The following is a 26,066-nucleotide window of genomic DNA, read 5'->3' on the forward strand; positions in this document are numbered from 1 at the left end:
CGCCTGGACCCGGACGCCTGCAACGCGCTGGAACAGACCGCGGCCGGGCTTCTGGTGCCCCGTACGGTCCTGTCCGGGATCGCCCATCGACCACCTCGTCACCGTGTCTACGGCTCCCCTCACGCTGCGGCTGGAGGCTGCCCTCTTCGGGCCCGGAGGCACGGTGCAAAGCGCAACCGTGGTCGGCAGCAGCCGTACCACCGTGACCATGCACAAGATCAGTGACTAGGGAGCTGCCGTGAGCGAGGACACCAGCGAGGCCCAGGCGCCCGCTGACCGGAACCCGCGCTACTTCACCAAGGACGGCGAGGGCGTCCAGGTCGTCTACAACCTGCGTGACGACACCCCGTACCTGGAGCTCGGCTACACGGAGGTGGACGAGGGCGCCTACCGGGAGAGCCTGTCCGACCTCACCGACCACGTCGCCGCGCTTCAGGCGCCGGCCGGCACGGACTGAGGAGGCGATGGCAGGCAAGTGCGGGTGCGGTTCCGGGACGGCGCTGCGCACCGACCCGTCCGCGTGCAACGCGCTCACCAGGGGCGCGAGCGGGCTCCTCGTGCCGCGCACGGTACTCACGGGCATCGCCCCGGGAGGTGCGGTCAGCACTCAGCGGTCGGTCGACGTCGACGTGACCGCCCCTGCGGCGGGTTCCTGCCCGGAGACGTGGACGGTCGGCGCCAGGCTCACACCCGTCTCCGGGCAGACCTCGGGAGCTGTGAGCCTTGACGGCTCTCCCGCCAACACATGGGTTCCCGTCACCGGGGCGCAGCTGGTGCTGCCAGAGGCCGGGGTCTATGAGGTGATTGCCGACGTGCAGGGGTCCACCGCGTGGGGAGTCGGCGTCACCAACGCGATCATCGACGCCCGAATCTTCGACGTCACCGCCAGCGTCGAGGTCCTGCTGAGTGCGCGGCGCATCATCCTGTTCACCGATCAGGCCGCCCAGAGCACGAACGGCATCCAGGCCAACGCCTCGGCGGGGGCGCTGTACCAGGTAGCCGGCCCGACCACGATCCGTGTTGATGGGTCCTGGCGCACCGACTCCGGAACCACCACACAGAAGGTCGTCTGGGCCACGAATTTCCGGTTCAAAAAGATCTCGGACTGAGGGGATCAGACCATGGCAGGCAGTTGCGGCCGTACGTACCGCATCGACCCGAAGATTGACCCGGCGGCGTGCAACAGCCTGTCGCAGACCGCGAGCGGCCTCCTCGCGCCGCGAACCGAGGTCACGGGCATTGCCCCTGGAACGGCGGTCGGCACCGAGCGGTCCGTCGACGTGGACGTGACGCCCCCGGCCGCCGGGGCGTGCCCGGAGAACTGGACGGTCGGGGCGCGGCTCACGCCAGTGTTCGGGTTTCGTAACGCCGGCCAGGCGGACCTGCGCACGTCAGCTCAGGGTCAGCAGGTGGTGTTGCCGTTCAGTCAGGTTCTGCTGCCCGAGCCGGGCGTCTATCGGCTCACCGCCCACGTGTTCGGCCTCGCCACCTGGAACTTCAACGGCAGGCACATCGCCTCCATCTCGGCTCTGTGGTTCAACACGGTGACGAATGCGTTCGTACCCGGCAGCCCGCGGTGGGTGCTCCTCCACGACGAGCCCGGCACGGTAAACCCGGCAACCGGCCTCAAGAGCATCGGCGGGAACGCGGTGTGCGAGGGGTTCGTCACGATCACGGCTCCGACGACGTTCGAGATCCGGGGACTGCGGGGCACTGGCGACGGGTCGGCGCTGGCCAACGCCAACCTCCAGCACTACCTGACCGGCGGCATCCCCCAGCAGGGGATCATGTGGCAGAAGGTGAGCGACTGATGACCGGAACGGCAGCCAGTATCGGCCTCCTGCCTGATCCGGCCCCGTGCAACGCGCTGACCGAGACGGCAGCCGGCCTCCTTGTGCCCGAGGTACTGATCGAGGTGGACCGGGGCCTGACGGTCACGCCCCCAGCCGCAGGCGACTGCCCGCAGGTGTGGCGGATCGGCGTGGACGCGGCATGGGTGCAGACGCCTGCGCTCAACTTCCTGCACACGATCACCGGGGCAGTCCGGGCGTGGGAGACCGTGCCCGAGCTGCCGCTGCTGACCATCCCGCGCGCCGGCCTGTGGGAGGTCAACTACCAGGTCCGCGGCGTCGCGCTGCTCCCAGCACCGGGCGCAGCGAACACCGACACGGGCGTCGTCGCCGGCATGTACAAGAACGGGGCTGTCGTCCCCGGTACGGAAGCCATGGTGATCTACCACAGCGAACTCGCGGGCGACCAGGGCAAGCAGATCCAGGCGACGGGCTCGCGGCAGTTCATGCACCCCTTCGCCGCCGGGGACACGGTGGGCCTCGGCGCGTTCCGCCTCGGGACGTCCGGCAGCGCCTCGGTGGTCAGCAACGGCGACGGCCGTACGTACATCTCGGCCCACTGGGTCGCCCCGGAAGGAGACACCCCGGCATGACTGGAACGGCGTCCAGCATTCACATTGGTGGCAGCGGCTTCGCCGTACTACCGGCAGGCGTTGACCTCATGCCGGCCGCCTCCGGGGCCTGGATCGACCTCGGGCTCTCCCTCGCGCTGCCCACGGCCGGCACCTACCACCTGGACGCGGTTGTCCGGGGCAACATCGGCCGAATGTCCACGGGGGAGAACGCGTACGTCGCCGCCCGGCTGTGGGACGTCACCGCGGGCGCCGTCGTGCCCTTCACCGAGGCCATCGTCGTACAGATCGCGGAGTTCGCCGGGGGTGCCGCGACGGCGTTGCAGTGGAACGACTCCGCTGCGATCAGCGTGGAGTACGCGGTCACTTCACCGAGGACGGTCCGCCTTCAAGCCTCCCGGGTCGACATCGCCGGCACCACGGAAGTGGCCGGTATCGGTTCCGGCGGGATTCAGCAAACCACCCTGCGATACGCGCGCGTCGCGTAACCCCACACCCCTCTCGGAGGTCTCTCATGTCCGGTACCAGCGGTAGCGTTTCGGCGGCAGCGGCAGCCGATGCCGAGTACGAGATCCTGTGCGACGTCCAGGCCGACGGCACGAGCACGCCGTTCCTGCGGCACTACACCACCAGCGGCACCGGCGCCCCGTCCGTGTCGAACACCGCGCTGGACGGCACCACGCCGTACGCGCCGACCGGCACCGTCGTACGGTGCGGCACCAACCCCAATCCGCAGATTCACAGCACGGCGCAGCGGCAGACTGGCGCCGGGACGGTCACCATCCCCGCCGGGGCGCGCAGCGTGACGTTCATAGTGTTCACGGGCGCGCCGACGGTGTCGATCGCGGGCGGGGCGGCGGTGCCGTTCCCGGCCGGGTCTACGGCGACGTGGTCGGTGGATCGGGGCGGCGACGCCGGCGAGGGCCTGGCCGACGCGTTCGCCTTCACCGGCGTGGCGGGCAGCGACTTCGTGGTCCTGACGACCCGCGAGGTCTGAGCGGGTGAGCACCCGCGGGTCTTACGCGCCGCCCGCCCCGCGTGTGGAGCGGGCGCGCGGCGTGACCGACAACAACGGGCTGGTGACGTTCACCTGGCCGGCGGGGGCGTTCTCCGCGCCGCCGGTCGTCACGCACGCGATCGAGGCGGGCACAGTCGGCGTGCGAACGGCACGGATCACGGCAAACTCCGCGGCGTCCACGACGTTCCAGGTTCTGGTCACTACGGGGGTGACGGTGCTCGGCATCAGCGTGCTGGGGCCGGGCGTGCCCGCGACCGGGGTCACCGTGCACGCGGTGGCCGTCGCCCCCTGACTCAGTGTGCGCGCCGCGGTTGGCGTGCGGTGCCCTGGTGCCCGGCCTGCAACCCGCCGTCGCCCCCGACCAGTGACCCGGGCGCCGCACCATGGGGAGGGTAGCCGCCGAAGGCGGGGTCAGGTGGCGCGTTCGCCCCAGCCGTCACCAGCTGGGACGTAGGGGGCGGGGTCGAGCGGCTGTTCGGTGACGGCCCGCCACCAGCCGGCGCACACCAGCGCCCCGAGCGGCATGCCCTTGTACCAGGCGACGGGGGCGTACTCGCCGTCGACGACGGGCATAGTGGCGTGGCAGTAGAACGGCCGGTCCAACGGCGGCGGTTCGTCCTCCTCGGGTGCCCCCTGCCGGAACGCGCATTCGCCGCACTGGCCTTTGCGGACGGCGGCGGGGGTCGGCACCCGCACCGGCGCGCAGGTAGGGTCCCCGTCGGCCCAGTCGCGCATCTGCTGGGCGGTGACCGCGCCCGACCCCAGGCACAGGTGGCACCGGTCGTAGTCGTCCCACCGGCCTTCGCCCTCACAGGAGGGGCACCGAAACGGGTAGACGTGCAGCCCATCCGGGGACGGTGGGACGCCGGCGAATGAGGTGTGGCAGCCAATCACGAGGCCTAGCCTGCCACCGGGTTGCGGGGTGGGTGCGCGGCTAGAATCACGGCGTAGCCGCTGGTTATGGGCCGGGCCAACAACGTGATGTTGGAGGCCCCGTGTCCTGCCCATTGATCGCGAACGCGAGCGTCATCCGGGTCACCCGCGTGGACGGCTGCGGCCGCCCCGTCTGCGGCAACGATAACGGCTTCGTGTTCGACTGTTTCGCCAGCCTGGCGATGAACGTCAACTCCGACGAGGGCACCGACGTCGAGTACAAGGCCGCGAACGGCCGCGTCTGTGGCTTCAAGCGGGGCTGCCCCACCTTCCGCGGCTACGATGTCGAGCTCAACTTCTTCGCCGTGTCGCCGGAGTTCATCGAGATCACCACGGGGTCGCCGGTGGTGTACGACTACGCGGGCAAGCCCATCGGGTACGACTCCTGCTCCATCCCGTGCAACTCCGGTTTCGCGATCGAGCTGTGGGCCGAAGTGCTCGGCGAGGACGTATGCCCCGAGGAGGCCACCAGCACGGGTGCGTGGATCTACTTCCTGCTGCCGTGGGTGAGCAACGGCCTGATCGGCGACCTGGAGGTGGGGTCGGAGCAGGTGACGCTGCAGCTGACCGGCGCCACCCGCGCCGGCGGCAAGTGGGGCACCGGCCCGTACAACGTGGTGTCGCAGAACGCGGCCGGCACGCCGGGGCCGATGCTGACGCCGATCGGCTCGTCCTGCCACCGGCGGACGTTCATCACGACGGTCGCGCCGCCGGTGCAGACGTGCGCCTACCAGCCGGTGCTGTGCGACGCGTCCTGACGTGGGTGTACCGGATCTGGTCGTGCCCGTGCGGGAGGGCCCGGCCAACGAGCAGCTGCGGTACGCCGTCCGCTCGTGGACGGCGAACCTGCCCCACGCCCGGGTGTGGGTGGTTGGCGGCCGCCCCGCGTGGCTGACTGGGATGGGGCACATCCCGCTGGTGCAGAACGGCAGCAAGTACGAGAACACCACGGCGGCCGTCCGCGCGGCCTGCACCCATCCGGGGGTGGCGGAGGAGTTCCTGCTGTGCAATGACGACTTCTTCGTCATGCGCCCGCTGGATGAGATGCCGGTGCTGCACCGTGGGCCGGTCGACCAAGTCGAGGCGCACTACGCGGCCCGCGCGTCGAGCGCGTACCTGGCGGGGATGCGGGACACCCGCACCCTGCTGGCCCAGCTGGGGGTGGCGGCACCGCTGTCGTACGAGCTGCACGTGCCCCTGCCCGTCACCAAGGGGGCGATGCTGGAGGCGCTGGACGAGGGCCGCAACCTCCCCGTCCTGCATAAACGCACGTTGTACGGGAATCTGGCAGGGCTCGGAGGGGAGCAGATCCCGGACGTGAAGGTGCTGACGCGCGGCCCCCGGTTCGACCGCGACGCCGCGTTCCTGTCGACGATGCCGGACGCGTTCGCGCACGGCCAGGTCGGCGCGTTCATCCGCACCCGGTTCCCCGACCGGTGCTGGTACGAGAGGAGCCGGGGATGAGCCTGCACCCCGGGCCGTGCGCGCCGTGGCCGGTCGACCTGTGCTGCGAGCTGCCCGACGACCTGGACCCCGCGATCGTCGAGCGGTGGCAGAAGGTCGCCACGCAGGTTCTGTGGGCGTTGTCCGGCCGGCGCTGGGGTCCGTCCTGCCCCGTGACGGTGAGACCGTGCCGCCGCTCGTGCCTGGAAGGGCCGGGCCTGCCGATCACCGTACGGTGGGGGACTGCCGGGCCGTGGGTGCCGTACATCGGCTTCGACGGGCTGTGGCGAAACGCCAGCGTCTGCGGCTGCGGGTCGGACTGCTCGTGCGGGCAGCTGTGCGAGGTGCGCCTGCAGGGGCCGGTGCACGACATCGTCTCCGTCACCGTGGACGGCCAGGAGCTGGTGCCGGAGGCGTACCGGGTCGACTCCCCCGCCCTGCTGGTCCGCACGGACGGCGACTGCTGGCCACGATGCCAGGACATGGCCGCACCGTGCACCGAGCCGGGGACATTCTGTGTGACCTACCGCACCGGCCTCCCTTTGGACGAGGCTGCGGTCGCCGCCGTCAGCGAGTTGACGTGCCAGCTGGTGCTGGCGTGCCTGCCGCCGGGGACGAAGGGCTGCGGCACCTGCCGCCTGCCCGGCAACGTCACCCGCGTCATCCGGCAGGGGGTGCAGGTCGACATGGCCGACCCGACCACGATCTTCGCCGAGGGCAGGACTGGCCTGCCGCTGGTTGACCTGTGGCTACAAGCGACCAACCCGGACCGGCTGCACTCCGCGTCTCGCGTCCTGTCGCCCGACGTACGGCCGCCGAGGGTGACGATATGGCCCTGACCTCGCTGAGCCTGCACGACCTGGCGGCCGCGCTGCTCGGGTGCGTGTGCCACGCCCTGGACCGCACCGCCCTGGAGGTGGTGGGCCAGCCTGGCTGCCCCTGCCGCACGTTCGTCTCCCCCGGGGCGCCCGCCTGGGACGAGTGCGCCGACCCCTGCTCGGGGGAGGAGGGTGGGCAGCTCACCGTCCACGTCGCTCGTCTTTACCCCTCGCCGCGGTTCCCGGAGGAGGACCGGGAAGTGCGCGGGCTGACGTCGTGCCAGCCGGCGAACACCACGGCGGCCGAGCTGGTCGTGACCTTGCTGCGGTGCGCGCCGATGGTGAACGAGCGGGGGTGTCCCCCGTCGGCGGAAGAGCTCGTGACCGCCGCCCGCGTCGCTCACGTGGACGCGGTGACGGTCTACAACGCGGTGATGTGCTGCCTGCCGACGACGGCGGGGCCGCGGGGCAGGCGGTTCGTCATGGGCAGCCAGACGATCATCGGGCCGATGGGCGGCTGCGTCGGGGTGGAGCAGCGGGTGATCGTCGCCCTGCCGGGGTGCGCCCCCTGCCCCGCCGACGAGTCGCCGTGAGCGTGCGGGCGACGGTCCGCATCGACCGGTTGAAGCTGCTCCGCCTGGCGGTGAGCCCGAGCGGGCCGATCGGCCGGCAGGTGCACCGCAAGGTCGTGCAGATCGAGGCGCTGGCCAAGGTGTACGCGCCGGTCGACACGGGGAACCTGCGCCGCAAAATCCACATTCAGGGGCCGATGGTCGGGCTGCGCACACAGTGGGATGTGGTGGCTCCGGTGGCGTACGCGTCGTGGATCCACAAGGGGTACCGGGAGTACCGGCGCGGGTCCGGGCGGATCGTGTTCGCCCGCGCAGGCGCCAGGCCGTTCCTGGTCAAGGCCATGCGGCAGGTCCTGGGTTAGGCTCCGGGCGTGCCGCTGGTTGTGGGCCGGGCACCCGCTGTACGGGCGAGGGGGACCGCCGTGGCACGCCAGAAGTTCGCGCTCAACACCGAGCCGCACGTCGCCGAGATCGGCGACGACATCGAGCTGCTGTTCAAGCCGGAGGTGACGGGTGAGGAGTTCCTTGCCGCGCACGAGAGGCTGCAGCAGGCCCAGTCGCAGCTGCACACCGACGACGGAGAGAAGCGGTCGGTCGCGGAGCAGGCGCGGATCGCGAACGTCGCCGTGAAGCTGTTCCTGCGGGGGTTCATGCTGCCCGACTCCGCGCAGGTGTTCGCCCGGTGGGAGGTCCGCGACCCCCACGGCGAGACCGTGCTGTCGGCTGGGGACCCGGCCGAGGCGGAGCGGCACGCCGCCAAGGTGGACGGCGCGGAGGTGGTCGAGGCCGGGCTTGCCCTACCGGACCGGGTGCTGCTCGCGCTGACCAACTGGGTGACGGAGGTGTACAGCGGGGGCCGCCCTACTGGGCTGTCCAGCGGATCTGCCACAGCGTCGCCGCCCAGTGGGAGGAGATCGACGGGCAGCTCGCGCTCCAGGGCGTCGACCCCCGCGCGTGGTCGCTGACCCGCCTGCTGAACGCGGCCGAGGTGATGATGCGGATGGCCGCCAAAGACGAAGCGGAGTGGCAGCGTAACCGGGCCCGGTTGTACGCGCCGCCCCCTGAGGAACGGCGCGCCGCCGCCGCTGGACGGGCCAGCGCTGGTCGGGTCGGCATGACCCGGGCGCAGGCCGCCGCGCTGCTGGGGCAGATCGCCGCCGAGGACGCCAAGGTCGGCGGGGGCGGCGGGGGCTAGTCTGGGATCGCCGCTGGTTATGGGCCGGGCAACCTGCACTGTTCGTGAGGTTGCCTGGTGGCGGACGACATCGTCGGTAGCGCTCGGCTGCGTGTCGAGCTGGACGGCGACGCGGCGGAGCGGCAGGCCCGCGCCACCGCCCGGCGTGTAGAGAAGGCGTTCCAGCAGTCCGGCAAGGACGCGGGGAACGGGTTCTTCCGCGACGCCGACGGCCGTTTGCGTGACTCCAAAGGCCGGTTCGCCAAGCGTGGCGAGGAGCTCGGCCAGGCCGTGGGCAAGGGCGCGGCCCGTGGCGCCGAGCTGCTGACCAAGGCGCTGTCGGTGGCCGGGAAGGGCCTGTTGGTTCTGGGCGTCGGCGCCGGGGCGGTTACCGCCCTGTCGATCGCCATGGCCAACACGGCGGTCAACGCCACCCGCCTGGCCGCCGCCCTGGCCCCCGCCGCGGGGATCGTCGCCGCCCTCCCCGCGGGGGTGCTGCAGCTGGCCGCTGCTGTCGGCACCCTCCGCCTGGGCCTGGTCGGCGTGTCCGACGCGATCGAGGCCGCGTTCTCCGGCGATCTGGAGGACCTGCAGAAGGCGATGCAGGGGCTGTCGCCGGCGGCCCGCTCGATGGTGACCGAACTGCGGGACGTCCGCCCCGAGCTGGAGGCGCTGCGGCTTAGCGTGCAGGAGGCGCTGTTCGCGCCCCTGCAGGGGGAGATCACCCGCCTGGTCGGCGTGCTGCGCGGCCCGCTGCAGACGGGCATGGTCGGCGTGGCGTCCCAGTTCGGGCGGCTCGCGCTGGCCGTGACCCGCTTCGCCGGGTCGGCCGCCGGGGTGCGGCTGATCACCGGTGTGTTCGACACGCTGCAGCGCACGCTGGCGTCGATCCGGTCGGACACGATCGACCGGCTGCTCGTCGCGGTCGGCGGGTTTGTCACCGCCACGCTCCCCGCCTTTGATGATCTCGGCACAGCGATCGATACCGCGCTTGACCGGCTGTCGGCCTTCCTGGAGGAGGCCGTGATCTCCGGTGACGCGCTGATCTGGGTGAACGATGCCGTCGCGGTGTTCCGGCAGCTCGGCACGGTCATCGCCGACACCTTCGGCCTGATCTTCGACGTGTTCAACATCGTCAATGCCAGCGGGAACAACGCCCTGGGCGGGATCACCGCCGTGCTGGAGGGGGTGCGGGAGTTCCTGGCCAGCGCGGAGGGCCAGGCGACGATCGTCTCGGTGTTCCAGTCGCTGGAGGAGGTCGGCTCTCAGCTCGGCCCGGTCATCTCCGGCCTGCTAGTGCTGCTCGGCCGGATCGCGCCGATCATCGCCGACCTGGCCGACTCCGTGTCAGGGACACTGGTGGGGGCGTTCGAGGGCCTCGGCACCGCCCTGTCGGCGATCGGTCCCGGCGTGGTGGTGGTGTTCGAGCGGCTGCAGGAGGCCATCGGCCAGGCCAACTCGTCGGGGGCGCTGACCGACCTTGCCGGCGGGGCGGGTGACCTGCTGGAGGCGCTGGCCCCGCTGCTCCCCGCGGTAATCAATGTGGCGGGTGGGCTGGGGAAGCTGGCCCCGGCCGCGTCGCTGCTCGCCGCCGTCCTGACCCCCGTCGTGGCGGTGATCTCCGCGGTCGCGGAGGCGTTCGACAGCCTGCCCGGCCCGTTGCAGGCGGCGGTGCTGTCGCTCGGCACGATGGTGGCGCTGCGGGGCCGGGTCGCCGAGTTCGGCACCACCCTGGCGCAGCTGCCCGCGCAGCTGTCGGCGCGGGCGATGGGCGTGGCCACCCGCGGCCTGGGGCTGCTCCGGTCGGGGTTGACCGGGCTGCTGGGGGTGTTCGGCGGGCCGTGGGGGCTGGCCATCACCGCCGGAGTCACCGCCCTGTCGCTGTTCGGTGACCGGCAGTCGGAGGCGGCGCAGAAGGTGTCGGACCTGACCTCCACCCTGGACGAGCAGACCGGCCGCCTGACGGAGAACACCCGGCAGTGGGTCGCCACCGAGCTGCAGCAGCGCGGCATCCTCGACCTGGCCAAGCGGATGGGCATCGACACCGCTCTCCTGACCTCCGCGGTGCTGGGTGAGGCGGGCGCGGTCACCCAGCTGAACGACGCCCTGGACGCCAACGTGCAGGCGGCCCAGTCCCGGTCGGGCATCGAGATGACCAGCCAGCTGCAGGCGGAGCTGCTGAACACCGACACCCTGCGCCAGTCGGTCGGAGAGCTGTCGGTTGCGTACCGCACCGCCAGCAGCGACGCCCTGCTGAAGATCGAGGCGTCGAGGAACCTGCAGGTGGCCGAGCAGTCCACGGCCACGGCGGTGCAGCTGACCACGCAGGCGATGAAGGAGCAGGCGGACCTGCTGCGCGCCCAGGTCGACCCTGCGTTCGCGTTCCAGCAGGCGCTGCAGGGGGTGGCCGAAAAGCAGACGGCGTACAAGAACGCCGTCGCGGAATCGGGGGCCAAGTCCCGGGAGGCGCAGCTGGCGTCGCTGGACCTGGCCCGCGCCAGCCTGGACCTGCAGAACGCCGCCGCCGGGCTGGGCGACACTTTCACCGGCAAGCTCACCCCGGACATGCGGGCGGTGCTGCAGGCTGCCGGCCTGACCAAGGGGCAGATCCGCGACGTCGAGAATGCGCTGAACGACACCCGCCGGGCCGCCGAGGACTACCAGGGCAACTACCGGGCCAACGTCGAGGTCGTCGGTGCGGAGGCCGCCGAGCGGCGCATCCGCAACCTCAACAGCGTGATCGCCGACGTGCAGCGCAGCGTCACCATCGGCATCGTCGCTAACGTGAACCTGCGGGGGCTGCCCGCCTACGACCACGGCGGCATCGTGGACTCGCCCACCGTGGCGCTGCTCGGTGAGCGTAACCGCCGCGAGGTCGTCATCCCGTTGACGAAGCCGGAGCGGGCGCGGCAGCTCGCCGCCGAGTCCGGGCTGACCCGCATCCTCGGCACCCGCGCCACCCCACGCGCCGCGGCCGCTGGTGGTGGGGGCGACACGTACCACACCTGGAACCTGTACGAGGTCGGCGACGCCGAGACCACGGCGCAGCGCGTCGTGAACCGGCTCGCCCTGGCCGGCGGAGGGCTGTGACCCGTGCTCGACACCTACCTGCTCCTCGGCGACACGGAGATCGCCAACCACGCACGGTTGGACGCCTACCTGCAGTCGGTGGGGTCGCCGCTGACCACGCGGGAGGCGTGCGGCTGCCCCACGTTCACCGCGCAACTGGTGGGCGACCAGCCGTACACCACCCCCCAGGCGGATGCGGCGCCGTGGTGGGACCCGAACGTCCCCGCCTCCGCCGAGTTCGCCGGGCTGATGGTGCTGGAGGTCGCCGGCCTGGGCGACCACCCGGTCAAACGCACGGTGACCACGGCGGTCGCCGGCGGGGCCGCGCTGGGCCCGCCCAGGGTGCAACCGCGGACGATCGTTGTGACGGCGCTGGTGCTCGGGTCGACATGCTGCGGGGTGGACTACGGGCTGAACTGGCTGGCCCGCGCTCTGGAGGGCTGCGGCACGCCGAAGTGCGGCGACTGCCCGAGCGCGGCGTGCGGCGGCACCGACCTGACCGTCTACAACTGCTGCCCGTCCGAAAGCCTGGATGTGGAGGAGTTCACGGCCCGCCACCGCCGCACCCTGCGCCGGGTCGCCCTGGTCGACGGGCCGACGGTGGTCGCCCGCGCCGGGGACGGCTGCACCACCGGCGACGGCTGCTCCACGGGGGCGGACATTCTGACGGTGGAGTTCACCCTGACGGCCGCGACGCCGTGGTTGTGGGCCGACCCGGTGCCGATCCTCGACGCGGCGATCCCGAGGGACAGCAGCAACAACTGCATCCAGTGGTGCGTCCACCCGTCCGCGAACTGCCCCGGCCCGTGCGCGCTCGCGGCGTGCCCGGAGCCGCCGGTGCTGTGCTCTGACCCGACGTGCCGCACCCCGACACCGCCGAGCCCGCCGCCGCCGGACACATGCTTCTGCCAGGCGCTCGCGCCGGACGTGCAGTGTTTCGACCTGGACCGGTCGAGCAGGGCCAGGTGGTTCCCCGACGCCCCGGTCATCGTGATCGACGCCGGGGCGGCAGCGTTGCGCCGCCTCACGGTGACGTTCTACGAGCGGACCGCCGCGCAGGCGGGCATGACCTGCGCGCAGATCGCCGACGCGGGACGGTGCGCGCCGCACAGCGTGTATCACGCGGCGTACGTCCCGGGCGGGGGGACGCTGACCCTGGATGGGCAGGTGGGCCGGGCCACCGTCACCTGCCAGGGCGTCACCGAGACCAGCCCGGACGTGTTCGGCCGGGACGGCGCGCCGCCGTCGTGGCGGCTGCTGGAGTGCAACGCGTTCTGCGTGTGCATCAGCTCCGACCCGCTGTTCACCCCGGCCGCGGACGCCACGGTGTCGATCTCGTTGTCCGCCAGGGGGTCGTGATGGCGGTTGGTTGCGGCGTCCACCAGGCGGCGATCTACGACCGGAACGGGGCGATGATCACCCCGGCGGAGACGCTGATGGAGGTGGAGTGGACGCGGGTCCTGAACAACATGTCGACCGCGAGGGCCACGATCCAGCCGTCCGGCGACTGCTGCCAGGCCGTCGACAACGTGCGTTCATGGCGGCACAAGCTGGTGATCTGGAGGGACGGCCGCATGGTGTGGGAAGGCCCGGTGCTGGGCGCCGACTGGAAGTACGGGTCGTTCGAGGTCGAGGCCGGCGACGTGCTGGCGTGGCTGGACCGCAGAGTGCCGCACCAGGACATCAAGTTCGGGGAAACCGACCTGGCCGACATCGCCGAATGGCTGATCGAGGACGGGTTCGCCCCCGACGACCCCGGCCACAGCGTGCAGATCATCGGCCCAGCCGGGATCACCGGCGGACGCGCCTACACCAAAGACGTGGGGCAAACCGGTGACCACCTGCGGGACCTGGCCGACACCGGCATCGACTACACGGCCGTCGGGTCGCGCATCCTGATCCTGCCCGAGGACCACACCACCCGCGTCGGGTCGCTGTCGGACGCGGACTTCCCAGAAGGGCTGACCGTGTCGGAGGACGGGGCGGCCCTGGCCACCCGCTGGGTGGTGCACGGCAAGGACAAGGTCGTCGGCGAGGCCGGCGGCATCCACCCGTACTACGGGCTGCTGGAGCGGGTCGCCGACGAGTCGTCGATCCTCAAGGACGCATCCGCCGCGGCGGCCGCCCGGTCCCGGCTGCGGGCGTCGCTGCCAGCACCGGTGTGGATCGCCTCCCAGCAGGCCACCCTGTCGCCTGACGCGGCGGTCGACGTCCCGAGCTTGGTGCCAGGCTGGTGTGTCGACGTGGCCTCCACCCGCACATGCCGGGCCGTCGCCCAATCCCTGAAGATCATGGCGGTGAAGGTGACGGAGAACAGTTCGGGGGAGACCGTGTCGGTGCAGCTGGCCCCGGCGGGGGCGTGACGATGGCGGCCAGGGGAAGCGCGTCCCGCAGGTCGCCGCACGGGCCGATGGCGGGCGTTGTCGGCGACCTCGCGCAGCGCGCCCGGTCGATGGAGAACGACCGCACCTCGCGGCAGGGGCCGCCCGGTGAGCCCGGCCCGCCCGGTCCCCCCGGAGAGGTTGGCCCGCAGGGCGAACCCGGGCCGCAGGGTGAGCCCGGCCCGCCCGGGCCGCAGGGCCAACCGGGGCCGGCGGGCCCCTCCCCTGCCGCCGCCGTCATCCTCACTACGGCGGATGGGCGGGCAACCTTCCCGTTCACCACCCCGTTCGCGGTGCCGCCGATCATCGGCGCGCTGCCCGTCGACGGCCAGCCGGGTGACGACACCACCGTCACCGTCGCGCTGGAGCAGGTCACCACCACCCAGGCCGTCGTGCGGGTGTGGCGTACCCGGGCGCTGCTCGGGCTGGGCCTCCTGCCATCCGTGCCCGCCGGGGCCGGGGTCGAGGTCCACATGATCGCCACCCCTCGCCCGTAGAATCCGGGGCGGAGCCGCTGGTTATGGGCCGGGCGCACCTGCAACCCACCATGGGGGTGGTATGCGATGGCACGCGCCTGCGTCTGCGCCGACCGGCTGACAGTCAACGCTCAGGGTGAGCTGTGCGTGATCCCCGGCAGCCTCGGCCTTCGTCAAATCTTGTACTTCAACGATCCGGGCGTCTTCCAGTTCACCAAGGCGTCCTATCCGTGGTTGGCGAGGGTCCGGGTGAAGGTGCAGGGCGGTGGCGGCGGGTCGGCTGGTGCTGACGCCGCCGCCAACCAACTGATCGCCCGCCCCGGCGGCGCAGGCGGCGGATACAGCGAGTCGCTGATCAGCGTGGGCACGCTGGGCGCGTCGGAGGCCATCACGGTCGGCGCCGGTGGTTCGGCCGGCAGCAGCAACAACGGTGGCGGGGCGGGAGGGTCCAGCTCGTTCGGTGGTCTGGTCGTCGCCCCCGGCGGCGACGGCGGCACCGCCGCCATGGCTTCAGCGACCACACCGAATACCGCGACCGGTGTGCCCGGCCCGCTGGCCGGCACCGGGCAGTTCCGTCAGGGCGGCGGCCCCGGCGGTGCCGCCATCAGGTTGAACGCCACCGAAGGCATGGGCGGCCAGGGCGGCGAGTCGTTCCTGGGACATGGGGGCTTCGCCCGGGGGTCGGAGGGGCCGGGGACCGCCTCACGCGGGTACGGCGGCGGCGCCGGCGGACCGCTGTCCATGGGGGGCGCCATGGCCGGCGAAGCGGGCGGCGACGGCATCGTAATAGTGGAGCTGTACGGCTAGCGGCGGATGTCCCGTTCGGTCCTGCCTCGCGCTTGCGTCGGGTTCACCATCGGCCGGAGGACGGTGCCTCGCATCACCCGGGGCGTACACGGCTGTGCCCGCCACCAGGGCGTTCGCCGGGGCGCGGCTCTAGACTCGCCGTAGCCGCTGGTTATGGGCCGGGCAGCACTCCAATCCACGGAGATACGGCCTTGTCCAGATGCGACTGCGGCACCCGGTGCACGTGCGTCATCACCGCGGGCGACGGCATCGCCGTCGACGGCAACGGTTCCACCGCGGCCCCTTACGTCATCAGCGCCACCGGCGACGGGACGGTGTCCTGCGACCAGGTGCGCCCCTGCATTTCAGCCGGTGATGGCCTGGCGTACGACGTCGCCACGGGGGTGATGGAGGCCAGGCCCAGCACCGACGCTGGCAACACCTTGGAGATCGGCACGGATGGCGGGTTGATGGTCCCGCCCGGCGGGTCGACCGCGCTGCAGGTCACCGATACCCCGAGCATCGACCTGACTCTGTCCGGGAGCGGGACCACCGGGGACCCGTATAACGTCACCGCCGTGGTGAAGCTGGACGCCACCCCACCCGGCGGCGGGTCGAACCTCATGCATGAGGGGCCGGACGGGCTGTACGTCGAATGCGCCGACGTGAGGTCCTGTCTGTCGGAGGGCGACGGAATCGACTACGACGCCACCACCGGCGTCATCTCCGCCAGGCCCAGCACGAATGCGGGCAACCAGCTCGAGATCGGGTCGGATGGCGGGCTGATGGTGCCGGCGCTGGTGACGGACTGCGGCCTGACCGGTGACGGGTCGGCCGGTGCCCCGCTGGCGGCGGCGGTGCAGGCGTGGCCGTATCCGTGCGATGTCGACGCGAACGCGGGCAGCGTGTACTGCGACAGCACCGGGGCACTGCGTGGCGAGCCGCCGTCTCGGGCGACGTTCGTGCAGGACTCCCTCAACGAGACCGGCCTGTCCATCCCGGTGCCGACCGGGTCCAACAACGTCATCGAGACTCGCACCCTGACGATCGTCAATCCCGACCCGTGCAGGGAGGCGTTCGTCATCGCCGAGGTGGAGGTCGACATCGACTTCGACTTGCCCGGCAGCTCGGGCGGGGCGTACGGCATCCAGACCGACGAGATGGCTTACTTCGCCAACCGTGGCAGCACGACGGCGTTCGATGTGCACTGCCAGACGACGAAGGTCTACAACCGGGTGATCCCTCCGGGTGGCGTGCTGAACGAGCCGTTGAACATCACGCTGGCCAGGGGCAGCGGCGGCGCGACCGTGAACCGCATCCAAAGCTTCATGAGGGCGTTCGTCTTCAACATGTGACCGGGGGACCGATGGAAGAGAAGACCTTGTACTACCGGACCGCGGTGGGGGGTCTGGTGGAGCGCACGGTGACCGTGCAGCGTGACGCGAACGGCGAGGTGGTTGTGCCGCCTGTGCCGGAGGGCTGGGTCGAGCTCACCGCTGAGCAGTACGCGACCGAACGCGCCAAGGTGGACGCGGCCGAGCAGGCGCGGCAGGACCAGGTCCGGCAGGAGGAGGAGCAGCGGCAGTCGGAGGACCTGGCGGCGCTGCGCCAGCTGGGTCTGCCGGAGGCGACAGCTCGCCGCCTGGCCGGTCTGCCGCCCGAGGGCAGCAACGGCGGGGGGTAACGGCCAGTCCGCGATGCGCGGCCCGCGGGCGCCAGGGCGGCTGGTTCCGGGTGCGCCGGGGCTGGCCGCCCTGCTGCTGGTGGGCTGGTCACTACACTCGCCGTGAGCGCCGCTGGTTGTGGGCCGGGCCTGTCCTGGTCACCACGGAGGCCGCGTTGGTCCGCAGCTGGTTGCAGTCGCTCCGCCACAGGATTGGGCATCGCGGTGCGTTTTTGCTGTTCTTGGCGGCGTTGGATGTGGCGTACGCCCGCCGGTTGGCGTGGCCGGACCCGCACCTGCAGACCAGCCCCCTGTACGCCTACCTGACGGGCATCGCGCCGGGCCCGGTCTGGGCGCTGATGTGGGGCGTGGTGGGCGTGCTGTGCGGGTGGGGCGCGTTCCGCGTCCGCGACGCGATCGCGTTCACCGCCGCGATGGTCCTCAAATTCGTGTGGGCGGCGGTGAACCTGCTGGGCTGGCTGTTCGCCGGCCTGCCGCAGGGTGACTGGGCCACCGCCTTGTGGGTGTTCGCCGCGCTGGTCGTCTACAACGTGGCGAACTGGCCGGAGCCGACCGACGAGACGGGCTGCCGGACGTGAACACCTTCGTGCTTGCGCTGGAGGCGGCGCAGGAGTCGGGGTGGAACGCGGCGTCGTGGGTGTCGGTGCTGGGGTCGCTGATCACCCTGGTGGGGGTGTGCGTCACCGGCTACTTGACGTACCGGGCCAGCGTGAAGTCCAACCAGGCGACGATCGACGCCGCCGCGCGAGCCGCCGAGCGGGAGGAAGAGAAGGAGGAGCGGGAGGCTGCTGCCCGCCGCCAGGAGCTGCTGGATGAGACGGTGCGGCACCTGCGCGTGCACCTTGAGGGGATCATCGCCCGCCTGACGGAGGAGATCGAGTACACCCGCAAGATCGCGCAACGCCTGCGGGAGCAGGTCAACGAAGAACAGTCGATCAGCGACAAGCTGCGGCAGCGGGTCCGCGCCCTGGAGACCCAGGTGGAGGAGATGGCGCAGACCATCGCCGACCTGCGGACCCAGCTGATCGCGGTGGACGCGGCGACGGCGATGCGCCTGGGCCACCTGCCGCCGGGCCCCGAACAGGCCGCACCGGCGAGCGAGGAGCCCGCCCCGCCCGGCGACTGATCCCCGGGGAAGGTCTGGGGTGCGGGCTACACTCGGGCCGTAGCCGCTGGTTGTGGGCCGGGCGCAGGTGACCACCCCGAGGGGGCGGCGTGAACCTGATCGAACGGCACCAGTGGCGGGCGCGCGACCCGAAAAGCATCACCTACCTGCAGGCGCCGCCACGCGGCGTGAAGGTCCATTACATGGGTGCTCGGGTCGATCCCGAAATCGTCGACGACCACAACCGGTGCGTTCAGCTGGTCAAGTCCGTGCAGAAGCAGCACATGGACGTCAACCTGTGGGCCGACATCGGCTACACCGGCTGCGCATGCCCGCACCGGAAGGTGTTCGTGGGCCGCGGCCCCGGCCGGGTGCCCGCCGCCAATGGTCCTGGGCTCAACTCCGACCACTACGCGGTCCTGGCGCTGCTCGGCGATTCCGGACTGGTCGTACCACCGCCCGGCCTGCTGCACGCCCTGGTCGACGCGATCGAGTGGCTGCGCCGGGAGGGCGCCGGCCGGGAGGTGAAGGGCCACCGCGACGGCTACCAGACCGACTGCCCCGGCGATCCGCTGTATGCGTGGATCGAGCGGGGTGCGCGCCGCCCCGACGACGGGAGCGGCGGGAAGCCGGACGAGGTGGCGGTGCCGCCGTGGCATCGGGTGCTGTCGTACCCGCCGCTGCTGGAGGGCGACGACGTCCGCACCTGGCAGGCCCGGATGCGTGCCCGGGGGTGGCGCATCACTGTCGACGGCAAGTACGGGCCTCGGTCGCGGGAGATCTGCCGCCAGTTCCAGCTGGAGAAGAAGGATCTGCACGTCAACCCGTCCATGGTGGGCCAGGTGGACCGGCCGACGTGGGAGGCGGCGTGGACCAGCCCGATCACGTAGGCCGCCACCGCCACCCGCCGGGCGGGGGCGGGTGGCTGCTGTCGCGGGCGTGGTGGGTCGACGCGGTGGAGCGGGCGGCCCGCGCCGCAGCCGGCGGGGCGCTCGGGGTGCTCGCCGGGAAGCAGCTGTCGGTGGTGCCGTTCGCGGACTGGCGGACGGCGGCCGCCGCCGCGGGGGCGTTCGGGGTGGGGTCGCTGCTGGTGTCGATCGCCGCGGGCGGCACTGGGGACAAGACGACGGCGGCGTTTCTGACCCGCCCCGACCCGCCGGAGTGACCGAACAGGTGTGCGGACCGGTCCCGGTGTGGGGCAGGCTGGTGCGGTGCGGTGGTACGGGGAGCCCTGCCGGGTGGAGGCTATGCCGGAGGTCGACGGCGGGCTGCGGCCTGTCCGCGTGGCATGGCGCGACCGTGACGCGGTCGTCGCCCAGGTGGTGGAGGCCCCGTGGTGTGAGGCCCGCGAGTGGTGGAAGCAACTCGACCGTTCGACCCCCGGCCGGTTGCACGTGTGGTTCTGGCACGTGGTGGCCGTCGCCGGCGCCACCGAGCAGCAGGTCGCGGAGGGGCGCGCGGACGGGCCCGCGCTGGAGCTGGTCCTGCGGGAAGACGACGGCAACTGGTGGGTCGAGTACGTGGTCGACTGACCACCTGACCTGCGACGGCGCCCCCGCCTCGGGACAGCAAGGGCGCCGTTGTGCACGTCCACGGCCAGTGGAAGATCGCGAGCCCGCGGGCGAGCCGGGGCTGCAGCGTGCGTTTTGGAGTGTACGCGGCGAGGCCCGGTTCGCCTACCCCAACCCCCATGTCCGGACTGCCTTGCAGACTGCGCATGTGCACCTGTACGGTTGGCCTTGCAGTGTGCGAGGGGGGGTGAGAATGAATGAAACCAGGCAGCAACCTGCGCTGATAGGTCTCGACGGGATCGCGGAGTTCTACCAGAAGCCGCCGAACACGATCTACTCGTGGAAACGACGAGGGAAGTTCGGCCAGCCGGACGCCGAGGTCGCCGGAAAGGCGATCTGGTACGCCAACCGGTTCCGCGACCCCGGCAACGACAGAGATATAGACCTTGGCGAGCGGCCGCCGCTACCCCCGCTGATGGGCATCGCCGACGTGGCGAAGGCGTTCGACGTCAAGGTCAACGCGGTTGAGAAGTGGAGTCTCCGAACTCGGGACTCGGACGACGACACTCCCCGGCCGCCGGAACCACGGTGGGTGATCTCCTACACGCCGATCTGGCTGCCCGACGACTGGCGCCCGTTCGCGGAGGCCACGCACCGCCCGTACGACCCGCCGCCCGAACGCGGGGGCCGCCCGGCCCTCCGATCACGGCCGCGCGGCACCAAGTAACACCATCGTTCGCCCAAGACCTGGGCGGACGACTGCCCGCCACCTATGCGGGCGCAGAGCATGTGCAGCGAACACACCACGGCCAGTGGAGGAACGAATGGCACTGAACACCAGGCCCCCGACGTGCAAAGTCCCGTGGCCTCTCATCCTCGTGGAAGGGCCGGAGAAGGCCGGGAAGAGCTGGATGTTCGCGGAGCTGACGGCCAGTGAGCTCGTCGGCCGTAGCTTCTGGCTGGACCTGGGCGAAGGGTCCGCCGACGAGTACGGCGACATCTCGGGACGCATCACCTACGAGGTGATCATCCACGACGGGTCGTGGGCCAGCATCATCGAGCAGGTCAAGGAGGTCTACGCCGAGGCGGCCCGCGCCCGGGAAGCGGGCGACAAGCCGGTCTGCCTCGGCATCGACTCCGGCACGTTCATCTGGGAGATGCTCAAGGACTGGGGTGGCGAACGCGCGAAGGGCTCCAACGCGAACAAGCGCCGCCTGGCGATGGACCCAAACGCCGAGGTCAAGATCCCGCCGAACGTTTGGGATGACATCCACGCCCGCCGCAAGCGGCTGATGCAGCTGCTTATGACCTTCCCGGGCATCTGCGTAGTCACGGCCAGGGGCAAGGAGTCCATCGTCGTCGACGAGAACGGCAACGTCGTCAACGGCGTCACCAGGTACAAGGTCGAGACACACAAGGACCTGCCGTTCCAGGCCACCGCGTGGATCAGGCTGTCCCGCGACGCCCACCCCATGATCGTCGGGGTACGGTCGAAGTACCTGCAGATCCGGCACGGCAACGAGGACCAGGCCCGCATCGTGCCGAGCCTCACCCTGGAGCAGCTGATCTTCAAGGAGTTGCGCTGCTCGGTCGACTCCCAGCCGCGTGAGCTGGTCGAGCTGGGTCGCGAGCGCACACCCGAGCAGGTGCGCGACGACGCGCTGGCCGCGACCGACCGGGAGCGGCTGCTGGAATTGTTCGTTGAGGCGGCGCACCCTGCGTTCGAGGGGATGACCGTGGAGAACGAGCGCGGGCAGGTCGAGCTGCTGACCGAGCTGATCGTCCGGCGCGGCAAGGAGATCACCGGGCAGACCGCGCCGGAACAGCCCCGCAAGTGGCCCGACCAGGACAGCAACCGGTTCTACCGGGAAAGGCAGGCCCGCGCCCAGCAGGACCGGGCCGTCCCGGCTGCCCCCGATGACGCGGGGTCGTCGCCGGACGAGGCGGCACCCGCCGACATGGTCGAGAGGCTGCGCAACGTGCTGGCCCAGTGCGGCACCAGCGCGGGACCGGCGCAGCTCGCCGCCGTGCAGGCCATCACCGGCCGCAAGGTCGCACAGCTCGAGGAGCTGACCCGGCAGGACGTGGTCCGCGTCGGCAGGCTCGCCGAGGCGGCCGCCCAGAAGAAGAACCCCAAGCAGGCACTCGCCGCCGTCATGGGGCAGGCGATGAAGAGGCGACAGGAGGCTGCGGCGTGACCGCGAGCGACCGTACGAGTGAGGCCCCCGCCGAGCAGGCGGGGGCCTCCCCCGGCGACATCGAGCCCGGGTTCGGCCTGTTCGGCGGTTTCGGCGATCTTGACCCGGCCGACGCGGCGGAGATCGAGGCGATGTTCGCCACGCTGGCCGACCTGCCCGACGACGGCGAGGGCGAGCAGGACGGCGAAGAGGCTGGGCTGGGCGACGACGCCGACGGAGGCGGGGACGACGCCGGGGCGCAGGCGCACGACATGGCCGAGCCCGGCGCGGCCGACGGCGAGGCTGCCGCCACGGACGGGGAGGCTGCCGACCCGGATGGGGAGGACCCGCCGCAGGCCCCCGACGTGGAGACCGTCAAACAGACCGCGGAGCACCTGGCGATGCTCGACGCGCTGCACAAGTTCATCGGCGGCGAGCTGGATCAGGCGAAGAAGGACAGCGCGCCGCTGTTCGCCGCCGCCGCGAACCTCGGCGGGGAGAAGCAGATCGACCTGACCCTGCCCGACGGCACGCAGGTCGGGACGTACAACCTGGACCAGCCCGAGGTGCTGGTCGTGTGGGACGAGCCGGCGGTGCTGGAGTTCACGCGGCGGGGCGCAAAGCACAACGTGTACGACGACGTGAGCGGGGCCGCGCTGAACTACCCGGACGTCGTGGAGTTCATCAAGCTCACCCACCCCGGGCTGGTCCGCGAGGCCGTACGGCCCGCCTACCTGAAGCTGCTGGAGGAGCAGCTCGACGAGCAGGGCCGCCTGTCCGACCCGAAGACCGGCGAGCTCGTCACCGTCGCCAGCCGTAAGCGTGTCGACGCCACGGGCAGGGGCCGCTTCGGCTGGACCCGCGCGAAGCGTGACGTGCCCGGCGGCCGGGAGCGGCTGGTCGCCGCCTGGCGCGCCGGGGAGTTGCGCGGCCGCATCGCACTGGACCCGCCGGTCGCCGCCCCGGCGGCTGGTGCCGACCAGGTGCCGCCCCAGGGTGGCCCCGAGGAGAAGGGCGAGGATGGGCACGAGTGAGCAGGAGCGGGTCAGCCCCGCCGTGGCGGCGCTGACCCGCGCCAAGGCGGAGATCGCCGCCGTGGTGGCGGAGACGCACACCCACCGGCAGGGGCACGGCAACTGCCGGTGCCCGGTGCCGGTGGCGGCGGCGGAGGTGGCGCGCCGGATCCTGGCGGCGATCGAGGGACGCCAGGCCGCCGACGGTGCGGGCAGGCCGGTGAGGACGCACAAGTGCGTGATCGACGCCTGCGCCGAGCAGGTGCCGGTGCACATGCTGATGTGCGGGCCGCACTGGTGGAGGGTCCCCAACGAGGTGCGCAACCGGTACTGGGCGGCGCAGCGGCGCCGCTTCCAGAATTGGGACGCCTTCCAGGCGGCGGTGGAGGCGTGCAAGGAGGCGGCGGTCCGGCCCAAGCCGGCACCGCCCGCCCGGCCCGCGCCGCCCGCCAGGCGGGGGGCGCGTCCCCGGCCGGCGCGGGCCTGACCCTGCCCGGGATGTGGGCGGGGGGTGCGGTGTGTGGAAGTTACCTGCACGTGCGCATTCCTCGGGTCACACTGAGGGGTTATGGTCACGCTGCTCACCTACCGCACCGGCCGGGGTGTGGCCGGCCGGTGCGACGCAGGCTGCTACGACGGCGCTGACGCCCGGTGCGAGTGCGTGTGCGGCGGCACCAACCACGGCGCTGGGTTCGAGCTGGCGGTCGAGCAGACCCGGCAGATCGTCGACGCCTGGATGGCGGAGCGCCGTGCGGACGGCTGGCTTCCGGCCCTGTCGGAGATGGAACCGGGGCTGCCGATCGTGAACGGCCTGCTCTTCTAACTCCCTGCACAAAGGAGCGTTTCGGCATGTCCGAGGGTGGTTCGAGGCCCGGCCCGGGGGGCGGGGCCGTACCGCACGCACCGCTGCCCGATGAAGGGCTGCGTGGTGCGCCTGCCCCCGTGGGTGTTGTTCTGCCAACCGCACTGGCGGGCAATCCCGCTGGACAACCGGCGGGCGATCCGGGCCGCGAACAAGCAGCGCCACGCGAGGCCGTTCGCGTTCCGCAACGAGGTGGAGAAGGTGCGGTACCTGTCGCCGGCCGCGCCGTGAGCACGGGTGTGGGAGGGGTCGGCCCTGTTTGGCCGACCTATGTACAGGTGCCGTAGTAAGTTGCCCCCACTGGTACGTCGCCCGGTCGTCTGCTTGCAGTCGTCTGCGTTCGGTCGGCGGCGTACCAGCCCCACACACGCAGAAGCCCCGCCAATGGGACGCCACATCCCGGCGGGGCTCCACAACGACCTTTGAGCTGGAGGTCGCGCGTATGCGCTTCATTTTACCCGCGCACGCCCCCCGGAAGCAGGGGAACCGCGTGAACGAACCGGGTCATTTCGAGCTGGTGTGCCAGCTGTATGCGGAGCGGTACGGGCCGATGGAAGCCCTGGAGGCGGAGGCCCGGGTGCTGCCGCCGCCGGCGTGCGGTCCCCCGCCCGACTGCCCCGATCTCGCGGCCCTGGACGCGGAGTCTTTTCCGCCTGCTCCTGTCCCGCGCCGCCCGAGGGCGGCCGGTCTGCCACGCCCTTTCACCCGCATGGGGGATCACAATATGCCCGAGCGCGCCCACCGCGCCGCCCCGCCGCCCGCCCCCGCCCCGGCTGGTGCGGCCCGTCGTCCATGCCGAGCAGCAGGCGGGGGCCGCAGGTGACTGCCGACGACTTCCCGTTCGACGAGGTCGAGGTGCGGGGCGGCCGGTCGTACCCATACGTCACCGGCGGCGAGTGGATGCTGCTGGCGCCGATCCCGAACGCCGCCAAAACGCTGTACTTCATTCTGCGGGCGCACGTGAACCGCGAGCGCGGCGGCAACCGGGTCTGGCCCAAACAGGTGATCTTGGCGTTGTTGCTGGACCTGAAGCGGGGCGACCAGGTCAAGCCGTACACCGAGGCGCTTCGGGAGATTGGCGCGGTTGACGTCGAGTACCGCCGCTACCACAAGGGCATGCGCAAGCGGATCATCTACACCGTCCACGAGGCCCCGCCCGAGGGGTACGCGGGCGCGCTGTCGCTGGCCGAGCTGTACGCCGTGATCAAGCACGTCGGCGCGGACGGCGACGGCACCCCCAGCAACGACCGAGCGCCGTTCCGTCTGGAGGAGCTGCCCGGTCTGCTGCAGGCCATGACGGAGCAAACCACAGGTCAAGCGGACCCCCAAAAAACTCGGGGTCCGGACCCCGGAAATTTTGGGGGTCCGAACCCCGGAAAAATCCGGGGTCGCGACCCCGAAAAAACTGGGGGTCGCGACCCCCAAAAAATGCGGGGGGAACCACCTGAAAGAAAAACCACCCGAAGAGAAACCACCTCCCCCTCCTCCCCCGCGCGCCACCCGCGCGCCACGCCGGACGCGACCGCGCGCCAGGGGGAGGGGGCGGCCAACCCGGAAGTGACCACGCTCGTGGAGGACATCAAGAAACTGCGGCCCGGGTGGCGGCGCGACAGCATCCGCCGCATCCTGTCCGACCCGGAGATCAACGAACGCCCGTGGCCGGTGGTGCGGGCGGCGGCGCTGGCCGTAGCCCGCGACCCCGACTCGCACGCCCCCGGCCGGTTGCGCGCCGACGGCCCGTGGTGGAACCAACCCGCCGACGGCACGGGACCGGGCGCACCGCCGTGGTGCGGCCGCTGCAACAACAAGACCCGCCGCCTTGAGGATCCCGAGACGGGCGGTGACGCTGGGCGGTGCCCGGACTGCCACCCGCTGGCCCTGGGGGTGGGGTCGTGAGCGGCCGGATGCTGGTGCTGGTCGACCCCGCCGGGGTCGTCGCGGTGTTCGAGGACTGGCCGGCCCGATGCGTCGCCAAGGTGCACCCCGGCAACCGGCGGCGCGGCGACGTCCGCTGCCGCCAGGTGACTTTCCCGCACGGCATCCCCGGCGCCCCGGAGCCGGTCGACGTGCCCGGCGGGCGGGTGATGGGCATCCGCCTGGCCGATGAGGACCTGGCGGCGCGGCTGCTGGGCCAGCGCTGCCACGCCCACTGGCCGGACGCTGCGGCGGTGGCCGCCGTGGAGTGGGCGCCGTTCGACCCCGGCCTCCACCGTGGCCTGCTGCTGGGGGTGGGCGAGTGAGGCCGAACAGCCGAGAGATCACCCGCTGCGACGACTGCGGGGCGGAGATCTTCTTCGCCGTCACCGTGGGCGGGGCACGCCAGCCGCTGGACGCCGAGCCGAACCCGCGGGGGCCGGTGCTGGCCCGGCGCGGCGTGGGCGGGTGGTGGCTGGCCCGCACGGTGCCGGGCGACATCGACCACCACGAGCGGCACCCCCTGGAAACCAGGTTCATGCCGCACTTCGACACCTGCCGCAAGCGCAAGGCCGGGACGCAGGAGGCGCTGCCCGGGTTCGACGCGCCCGCCCCGGCCCGGCGGCGGGCCAAGGCTCGGGCTGAGGCCGGTGGCGGCGTGGTGGTGCCGTTCCGGCGCAGGCGCGGGTGATCGCGGTGGAGCGTTTT

Annotated in this window: 37 protein-coding genes; 36 read left to right on the forward strand and 1 reads right to left on the reverse strand. The window is 71.7% G+C overall.

All coding sequences use genetic code 11. The features are described 5' to 3' along the window. Window positions 1–103 precede the first annotated feature (103 nt). From ABH927_RS14670 to ABH927_RS14705, 8 genes are read left to right on the forward strand one after another with little or no spacing between them, the layout of a single operon-like run. Window positions 104–229 (forward strand): hypothetical protein, encoded by a 126-nt coding sequence (locus ABH927_RS14670; protein ID WP_370021764.1) that lies wholly within the window; start codon window positions 104–106, stop codon window positions 227–229. A gap of 9 nt (window positions 230–238) precedes the next feature. Continuing rightward, on the forward strand, window positions 239–457 hold the full coding sequence (locus ABH927_RS14675; RefSeq protein ID WP_370021766.1) for a hypothetical protein: 219 nt from the start codon (window positions 239–241) through the stop codon (window positions 455–457). Between the two features lie 7 nt (window positions 458–464). Then, a complete protein-coding gene (locus tag ABH927_RS14680; protein WP_370021768.1) occupies window positions 465–1,109 on the forward strand; it encodes a hypothetical protein in 645 nt (214 codons plus the stop codon). A 12-nt stretch (window positions 1,110–1,121) separates the two neighbouring features. Beyond that, window positions 1,122–1,811, forward strand: a complete 690-nt coding sequence (locus ABH927_RS14685; protein ID WP_370021769.1) for a hypothetical protein — start codon at window positions 1,122–1,124, stop codon at window positions 1,809–1,811. Continuing rightward, a complete protein-coding gene (locus ABH927_RS14690) occupies window positions 1,811–2,443 on the forward strand; it encodes a hypothetical protein (RefSeq protein WP_370021771.1) in 633 nt (210 codons plus the stop codon). Before ABH927_RS14685 ends, ABH927_RS14690 begins: the two co-directional genes overlap by 1 nt. Next, complete coding sequence (locus tag ABH927_RS14695) at window positions 2,440–2,910, forward strand: hypothetical protein (protein WP_370021772.1); 471 nt, start codon at window positions 2,440–2,442, stop codon at window positions 2,908–2,910. Before ABH927_RS14690 ends, ABH927_RS14695 begins: the two co-directional genes overlap by 4 nt. Window positions 2,911–2,936: 26 nt before the next feature. Continuing rightward, a complete protein-coding gene (locus ABH927_RS14700) occupies window positions 2,937–3,419 on the forward strand; it encodes a hypothetical protein (RefSeq protein WP_370021773.1) in 483 nt (160 codons plus the stop codon). A 4-nt stretch (window positions 3,420–3,423) separates the two neighbouring features. Next, the gene (locus tag ABH927_RS14705; protein WP_370021774.1) at window positions 3,424–3,732 is read left to right on the forward strand and encodes a hypothetical protein; all 309 of its coding nucleotides are present in this window, start codon (window positions 3,424–3,426) and stop codon (window positions 3,730–3,732) included. A gap of 119 nt (window positions 3,733–3,851) precedes the next feature. Here the strand turns inward: ABH927_RS14705 and ABH927_RS14710 are convergent, their stop codons facing one another. Then, window positions 3,852–4,334, reverse strand: coding sequence for a hypothetical protein (locus ABH927_RS14710; RefSeq protein WP_370021775.1), 483 nt, complete (start codon window positions 4,332–4,334; stop codon window positions 3,852–3,854). 101 nt (window positions 4,335–4,435) lie between these two features. On the opposite strand from ABH927_RS14710, the gene ABH927_RS14715 reads away from it, so the two are divergent. From ABH927_RS14715 to ABH927_RS14850, 28 genes are all read left to right on the forward strand, one after another. Then, entirely contained in the window at window positions 4,436–5,131 is a 696-nt protein-coding gene (locus tag ABH927_RS14715; RefSeq protein WP_370021776.1) for a hypothetical protein, read from the forward strand. A 1-nt stretch (window position 5,132) separates the two neighbouring features. Then, a complete protein-coding gene (locus ABH927_RS14720; RefSeq protein ID WP_370021777.1) occupies window positions 5,133–5,837 on the forward strand; it encodes a hypothetical protein in 705 nt (234 codons plus the stop codon). Beyond that, entirely contained in the window at window positions 5,834–6,655 is an 822-nt protein-coding gene (locus ABH927_RS14725; protein WP_370021778.1) for a hypothetical protein, read from the forward strand. Before ABH927_RS14720 ends, ABH927_RS14725 begins: the two co-directional genes overlap by 4 nt. Continuing rightward, window positions 6,646–7,227 (forward strand): hypothetical protein, encoded by a 582-nt coding sequence (locus tag ABH927_RS14730; protein ID WP_370021779.1) that lies wholly within the window; start codon window positions 6,646–6,648, stop codon window positions 7,225–7,227. Before ABH927_RS14725 ends, ABH927_RS14730 begins: the two co-directional genes overlap by 10 nt. Further along, window positions 7,224–7,568: a hypothetical protein gene (locus tag ABH927_RS14735; RefSeq protein WP_370021781.1), complete on the forward strand. Its 345-nt coding sequence runs from the start codon at window positions 7,224–7,226 to the stop codon at window positions 7,566–7,568. Before ABH927_RS14730 ends, ABH927_RS14735 begins: the two co-directional genes overlap by 4 nt. A gap of 9 nt (window positions 7,569–7,577) precedes the next feature. Then, window positions 7,578–8,171, forward strand: a complete 594-nt coding sequence (locus ABH927_RS14740; protein WP_370021782.1) for a hypothetical protein — start codon at window positions 7,578–7,580, stop codon at window positions 8,169–8,171. 35 nt (window positions 8,172–8,206) lie between these two features. After that, the gene (locus ABH927_RS14745; RefSeq protein ID WP_370021783.1) at window positions 8,207–8,401 is read left to right on the forward strand and encodes a hypothetical protein; all 195 of its coding nucleotides are present in this window, start codon (window positions 8,207–8,209) and stop codon (window positions 8,399–8,401) included. Between the two features lie 57 nt (window positions 8,402–8,458). After that, window positions 8,459–11,470, forward strand: a complete 3,012-nt coding sequence (locus ABH927_RS14750; RefSeq protein ID WP_370021784.1) for a hypothetical protein — start codon at window positions 8,459–8,461, stop codon at window positions 11,468–11,470. A 3-nt stretch (window positions 11,471–11,473) separates the two neighbouring features. Then, the gene (locus tag ABH927_RS14755; RefSeq protein WP_370021786.1) at window positions 11,474–12,808 is read left to right on the forward strand and encodes a hypothetical protein; all 1,335 of its coding nucleotides are present in this window, start codon (window positions 11,474–11,476) and stop codon (window positions 12,806–12,808) included. Beyond that, entirely contained in the window at window positions 12,808–13,812 is a 1,005-nt protein-coding gene (locus tag ABH927_RS14760) for a hypothetical protein (RefSeq protein ID WP_370021788.1), read from the forward strand. Before ABH927_RS14755 ends, ABH927_RS14760 begins: the two co-directional genes overlap by 1 nt. Before the next feature lie 2 nt (window positions 13,813–13,814). Continuing rightward, window positions 13,815–14,327 carry a hypothetical protein gene (locus ABH927_RS14765; protein ID WP_370021789.1) on the forward strand — a complete coding sequence of 171 codons (513 nt, stop codon included), beginning with the start codon at window positions 13,815–13,817 and terminating at the stop codon, window positions 14,325–14,327. Between the two features lie 66 nt (window positions 14,328–14,393). After that, entirely contained in the window at window positions 14,394–15,113 is a 720-nt protein-coding gene (locus ABH927_RS14770; protein WP_370021791.1) for a hypothetical protein, read from the forward strand. A 191-nt stretch (window positions 15,114–15,304) separates the two neighbouring features. Next, entirely contained in the window at window positions 15,305–16,447 is a 1,143-nt protein-coding gene (locus ABH927_RS14775) for a hypothetical protein (RefSeq protein ID WP_370021793.1), read from the forward strand. A gap of 11 nt (window positions 16,448–16,458) precedes the next feature. After that, window positions 16,459–16,776 (forward strand): hypothetical protein, encoded by a 318-nt coding sequence (locus ABH927_RS14780; protein ID WP_370021795.1) that lies wholly within the window; start codon window positions 16,459–16,461, stop codon window positions 16,774–16,776. A 212-nt stretch (window positions 16,777–16,988) separates the two neighbouring features. Next, window positions 16,989–17,354: a hypothetical protein gene (locus ABH927_RS14785; protein ID WP_370021796.1), complete on the forward strand. Its 366-nt coding sequence runs from the start codon at window positions 16,989–16,991 to the stop codon at window positions 17,352–17,354. Then, window positions 17,351–17,902, forward strand: a complete 552-nt coding sequence (locus ABH927_RS14790) for a hypothetical protein (RefSeq protein WP_370021798.1) — start codon at window positions 17,351–17,353, stop codon at window positions 17,900–17,902. The genes ABH927_RS14785 and ABH927_RS14790 overlap by 4 nt, the downstream gene beginning before the upstream one ends. An 89-nt stretch (window positions 17,903–17,991) precedes the next feature. After that, entirely contained in the window at window positions 17,992–18,771 is a 780-nt protein-coding gene (locus ABH927_RS14795) for an N-acetylmuramoyl-L-alanine amidase (protein ID WP_370021800.1), read from the forward strand. Next, window positions 18,750–19,046: a holin gene (locus tag ABH927_RS14800; protein ID WP_370021802.1), complete on the forward strand. Its 297-nt coding sequence runs from the start codon at window positions 18,750–18,752 to the stop codon at window positions 19,044–19,046. Before ABH927_RS14795 ends, ABH927_RS14800 begins: the two co-directional genes overlap by 22 nt. 82 nt (window positions 19,047–19,128) lie before the next feature. Continuing rightward, a complete protein-coding gene (locus ABH927_RS14805) occupies window positions 19,129–19,413 on the forward strand; it encodes a hypothetical protein (protein ID WP_370021804.1) in 285 nt (94 codons plus the stop codon). Between the two features lie 232 nt (window positions 19,414–19,645). Continuing rightward, on the forward strand, window positions 19,646–20,119 hold the full coding sequence (locus ABH927_RS14810; protein ID WP_370021806.1) for a hypothetical protein: 474 nt from the start codon (window positions 19,646–19,648) through the stop codon (window positions 20,117–20,119). A 97-nt stretch (window positions 20,120–20,216) separates the two neighbouring features. Further along, window positions 20,217–21,590 (forward strand): hypothetical protein, encoded by a 1,374-nt coding sequence (locus ABH927_RS14815; RefSeq protein ID WP_370021808.1) that lies wholly within the window; start codon window positions 20,217–20,219, stop codon window positions 21,588–21,590. Further along, window positions 21,587–22,603 (forward strand): hypothetical protein, encoded by a 1,017-nt coding sequence (locus ABH927_RS14820; RefSeq protein WP_370021810.1) that lies wholly within the window; start codon window positions 21,587–21,589, stop codon window positions 22,601–22,603. The genes ABH927_RS14815 and ABH927_RS14820 overlap by 4 nt, the downstream gene beginning before the upstream one ends. Continuing rightward, window positions 22,590–23,069: a hypothetical protein gene (locus tag ABH927_RS14825; protein WP_370021811.1), complete on the forward strand. Its 480-nt coding sequence runs from the start codon at window positions 22,590–22,592 to the stop codon at window positions 23,067–23,069. Before ABH927_RS14820 ends, ABH927_RS14825 begins: the two co-directional genes overlap by 14 nt. Window positions 23,070–23,150: 81 nt before the next feature. After that, entirely contained in the window at window positions 23,151–23,405 is a 255-nt protein-coding gene (locus ABH927_RS14830; protein WP_370021813.1) for a hypothetical protein, read from the forward strand. A 102-nt stretch (window positions 23,406–23,507) separates the two neighbouring features. Continuing rightward, complete coding sequence (locus tag ABH927_RS14835; RefSeq protein WP_370021814.1) at window positions 23,508–23,675, forward strand: hypothetical protein; 168 nt, start codon at window positions 23,508–23,510, stop codon at window positions 23,673–23,675. Window positions 23,676–24,263: 588 nt separating this feature from the next. Beyond that, window positions 24,264–25,340 (forward strand): hypothetical protein, encoded by a 1,077-nt coding sequence (locus ABH927_RS14840; protein ID WP_370021815.1) that lies wholly within the window; start codon window positions 24,264–24,266, stop codon window positions 25,338–25,340. Then, window positions 25,337–25,684 carry a hypothetical protein gene (locus ABH927_RS14845; RefSeq protein ID WP_370021817.1) on the forward strand — a complete coding sequence of 116 codons (348 nt, stop codon included), beginning with the start codon at window positions 25,337–25,339 and terminating at the stop codon, window positions 25,682–25,684. Before ABH927_RS14840 ends, ABH927_RS14845 begins: the two co-directional genes overlap by 4 nt. After that, complete coding sequence (locus ABH927_RS14850) at window positions 25,681–26,049, forward strand: hypothetical protein (RefSeq protein WP_370021819.1); 369 nt, start codon at window positions 25,681–25,683, stop codon at window positions 26,047–26,049. Before ABH927_RS14845 ends, ABH927_RS14850 begins: the two co-directional genes overlap by 4 nt. Window positions 26,050–26,066 lie beyond the last annotated feature (17 nt).

The sequence above is a fragment of the Planotetraspora sp. GP83 genome (genome assembly GCF_041262585.1).
Taxonomy (GTDB): domain Bacteria; phylum Actinomycetota; class Actinomycetes; order Streptosporangiales; family Streptosporangiaceae; genus JAOEGB01.